The 2,247-nt window shown below is 61.6% G+C and carries 4 protein-coding genes and 1 pseudogene; 2 read left to right on the top strand and 3 right to left on the bottom strand.

The window, feature by feature from the left end; translation table 11 throughout:
- A pseudogene (locus EOA86_RS31505) lies at positions 1-600 on the bottom strand (hypothetical protein); the annotation flags it as partial.
- Between the two features lie 173 nt (positions 601-773).
- Between EOA86_RS31505 and EOA86_RS31500 the strand changes: the two are divergent.
- Together EOA86_RS31500 and EOA86_RS31495 are read left to right on the top strand one after the other, a co-directional pair.
- Entirely contained in the window at positions 774-1,196 is a 423-nt protein-coding gene (locus EOA86_RS31500) for a metallopeptidase family protein (RefSeq protein ID WP_029349504.1), read from the top strand.
- A 7-nt stretch (positions 1,197-1,203) separates the two neighbouring features.
- Positions 1,204-1,386 carry a hypothetical protein gene (locus tag EOA86_RS31495; protein WP_128345175.1) on the top strand — a complete coding sequence of 61 codons (183 nt, stop codon included), beginning with the start codon at positions 1,204-1,206 and terminating at the stop codon, positions 1,384-1,386.
- A 251-nt stretch (positions 1,387-1,637) separates the two neighbouring features.
- On the opposite strand, the gene EOA86_RS31490 is transcribed toward EOA86_RS31495, so the two are convergent.
- Together EOA86_RS31490 and EOA86_RS31485 are read right to left on the bottom strand one after the other, a co-directional pair.
- Complete coding sequence (locus EOA86_RS31490) at positions 1,638-1,844, bottom strand: DUF1737 domain-containing protein (RefSeq protein ID WP_095520027.1); 207 nt, start codon at positions 1,842-1,844, stop codon at positions 1,638-1,640.
- 25 nt (positions 1,845-1,869) lie between these two features.
- Positions 1,870-2,247 (bottom strand): aldolase/citrate lyase family protein (locus tag EOA86_RS31485; RefSeq protein ID WP_164892178.1); only part of this gene is annotated, 378 nt, incomplete at its 5' end.

Here is a 2,247-nt window from a genome sequence, read left to right as displayed (position 1 = left end):
CTGTGCCCGGGCGTGCAGCCGCCGCGTCGCGGTGAGGTCCAGCCGCTGCGGGCTGCCGCGGATTTCGAGGATGACGGCGGCGAGCGCCGTCATCCGGGCGGCTTCCTCGGCGACCCACAGCCCATCGAGGAGCCTTGGCGCCTCGGAAAACAGCAATTGCTCCGGCTCGATCCCGAAAAGGCCATGAAGCCCTCTGGCATAGGGGAAGCCGGCCTCGCGGAAGACCTCCGCGGTGCCGATCCACAGGACCGGCAGTCGCGGCGGCTCCTGTTTGAGGATCAGGCTGACGAGCGACAGGGCGAAACCGGCGACAACCCCGGCATCACGTGTCGCGGCGCCATGGATCTCGCTCAGCGCCGCCTTCGGCAGGCCGCCGCTGAGCGCAGTATCGAGACCCTCCGCGCCGGTGCGCAGAAACGCATCGGGCGGCGCCACGGCGAGGCCGCGGCGGACGATTGTTAGATCTCGGGGCGTGACATCCGCATCAACGGGAGCTGCGCGGGCCGGCGCCTCCAGGCGCTCGGGCAGCGTTCCCTCGATCTTCGCGATCTGTCGGCGCAGGGCAAAAACAGTCTCCCGCGCCACGGCGCTTGTCGCCATGACGGTCAGCTTCCACTCACAATTGTTCCTGTTATGTTCCTATTGATTCCAGAGGCCGCCCGAAGAGTCAAGCGGAGTCATGGGGAATTTATTCCTGTCTGCGCAAAGGCTGCAACCTGGCCATTTGCCGACTCCGGCTCGAAAGCCTATATGCCGGGATCAAAGGACAAAGCATGGCCCGCATCTACAAAACCCGCACCTGGCACGCCGAGCTTTCGCCGTCGATGGAGGAAATGGAGTTCCTGGCGCTGGAGGCCTATGCCCATCTGCCGGAGGAATTTCGCAAGCTGACCGGCGAGATCGTCATCCAAATCGCCGAATTCCCGACCGACGAGATCATGGACGACCTGTCGCTGGAAACGCCGTTCGACCTGCTCGGCCTGTTTGAGGGGCGCGGCATCGCCGAGCGCTGGAATCCGCAGACCGGCGAGGGGCCGAACCGCGTCACGCTCTACCGCCGCGCCATCCTCGACTACTGGGCCGAGAACGAAGAGACGCTGGGCGACATAGTCACCCATGTGCTGATCCACGAGATCGGCCACCATTTCGGCCTGTCGGACGACGATATGGAGCGGATTGAAGAGGCAGCTGAATAGTGTCCAGATGACGGAAGCAGAGTTTGCCAATCGGATCGACTGCAATTGGCCGTATCACGACATTTCACTGAGCCGCGAATTGATCCAAACCGCCATCGGCATTTCGCCGAATGCTGCATTTATTGCACTCGATGAGCTTTGCCGTCTACCGCAAACACTGTTGTCGAGCCCGCCATTCTCCTGGCGTTAGTCGATTTTTGGCTGTCCAAATTCGACCATCCACTAGCACCGATGATATCGGAATGCGCGATATCCAGCATTAAACGCCAGCAACTGTCGGTTGCCGAAATTCTCATGAAGATGGATACCGTCTCCGGTTATCCGGGCCTTTATGCGGCGCTATCGATCCTTTATTTCAGCTGCGATGACGTCGACGGCCTTGCAGACGCAAGGTTCAACGAATCAGAGCTGCCTGGGAAAAGCTTCTGTAACGGTCGTATCCTACCAGTCGCTGAGCTTGGTGTTGGGCCCGTATTCCTGGCCCTCGACATCCTTCACCACGGCCTGGCCGCAGCGCATGCTCTTGGTCTGCTTGTCGTAGGCATAGGTCGGCGAACCGAACAGGTGCCAGCCCTTGTTCAGCGCCGCCGTCACCTTGTGGCAGAAGCTGGAATCGTCCGGACCGGACAGAAAGCGGTAGAGTTTCATTTTCATTCCTGTGGTGGGTTGCCAATCATGCCCCGATGGCGGCCGCCTTCGCCAGCAGTTTTTCGGCCTGCGCCAGATGCAGCCGCTCGACCATTTTTCCATTCAGTGCGATAACGCCCTTGCCGGCATTTTCGGCAAGTGCGAAGGCAGCTTTCACCAAGCGCGCCTCGGCCACGGCTTCGGCAGATGGCGCGAAGGCCCGGTTCGCGGCATCGATCTGAGCCGGGTGGATCAGCGACTTGCCGTCAAATCCCATGGCGGCCGCTTCCATGCATTCGCGCGCAAAGCCATCCAGATCGCGAAACCCATCGAAGACACCATCGAGCAGGTCGAGGCCACCAGCGCGCGCGGCGAGCACCATCTGCATCAGCCACGGTGCGAGGCAGCGCCGCTCGGGCGTGGC

The organism is Mesorhizobium sp. M5C.F.Ca.IN.020.32.2.1 (assembly GCF_004023105.1).
In the GTDB taxonomy this organism is placed as follows: Bacteria; Pseudomonadota; Alphaproteobacteria; order Rhizobiales; family Rhizobiaceae; genus Mesorhizobium; species Mesorhizobium wenxiniae.
Note: the sequence above shows the minus strand (reverse complement) of the source record. Positions and strands in the feature narration are given on the sequence as shown.